The 789-nt window shown below is 70.6% G+C and carries 1 protein-coding gene; it reads left to right on the plus strand.

The window, feature by feature from the left end; all coding sequences use genetic code 11:
* The coding region (locus tag Q7A36_RS40340; protein WP_305109416.1) for an IS630 family transposase at positions 1-789 on the plus strand (789 nt) is incomplete at both ends.

Genomic DNA, 789 nt, shown 5'->3' on the forward strand with positions numbered 1-789 from the left:
TTCTCAATATCTGCCATCGCTATGCCAAGAGGGGCGCGGCCGGGCTGAAGAGCGGGCCGCGTGGGCCTGAGCCGGGGCACGGCCGCTTCCTCTCTGCCGAGCAGGAGGCGGAGACGCAGGATCTGATCCGGCGGCACACGCCCGACGAGTTGGATCTGCCCTTTGCGCTCTGGAGCCGGGCGGCGGTGCGCGAGCTGCTCTGGCGGCGCTGCAGGGTGCGGCTGGCGGTCCGCACCATGGGCACCTACCTGGCGCGCTGGGGGTTCACCGCCCAGAAGCCGCTGCGGCGCGCCTATGAGCAGGACCCATCGGCAGTGCGGCGCTGGCTGCGGCGGGACTACCCGGCCATCGCTGCTCGGGCCAAGGCCGAGGGCGGCGCCGTCTTCTGGGGTGACGAGACCGGCCTGCGCTCCGACGACGTGCGCGGCCGCGGCTATGCACCCCCGGGCCGCACGCCGGAGGTGCGGGTCAACCATAAGCGGGCCAATCTCGGTCTGATCTCGGCGGTGACCAACAAGGGCGAGCTGCGCTGGATGGTCCTCGACGGCGCCATCAAGGCACCGGACCTGCTGCGCTTCCTCGCCCGCCTGGTCCGCGACGCCGGGCAGAAGGTCTTCCTCGTCCTCGACCGCCTGCCGGTCCATCGTTCGGCCAAGGTCCGCGACTGGCTCGTTGGGCGGGAGGCCGAGATCGAGGTGTTCTACCTCCCAGGCTACAGCCCAGAATTGAACCCCGATGAAGGGGTCAACGGTGACCTGAAGCAGGCGGTCACCGGCAAGGCGCCTGTGC

Source organism: Paracraurococcus lichenis (genome assembly GCF_030657435.1).
GTDB classification, from domain to species: domain Bacteria; phylum Pseudomonadota; class Alphaproteobacteria; order Acetobacterales; family Acetobacteraceae; genus Paracraurococcus; species Paracraurococcus lichenis.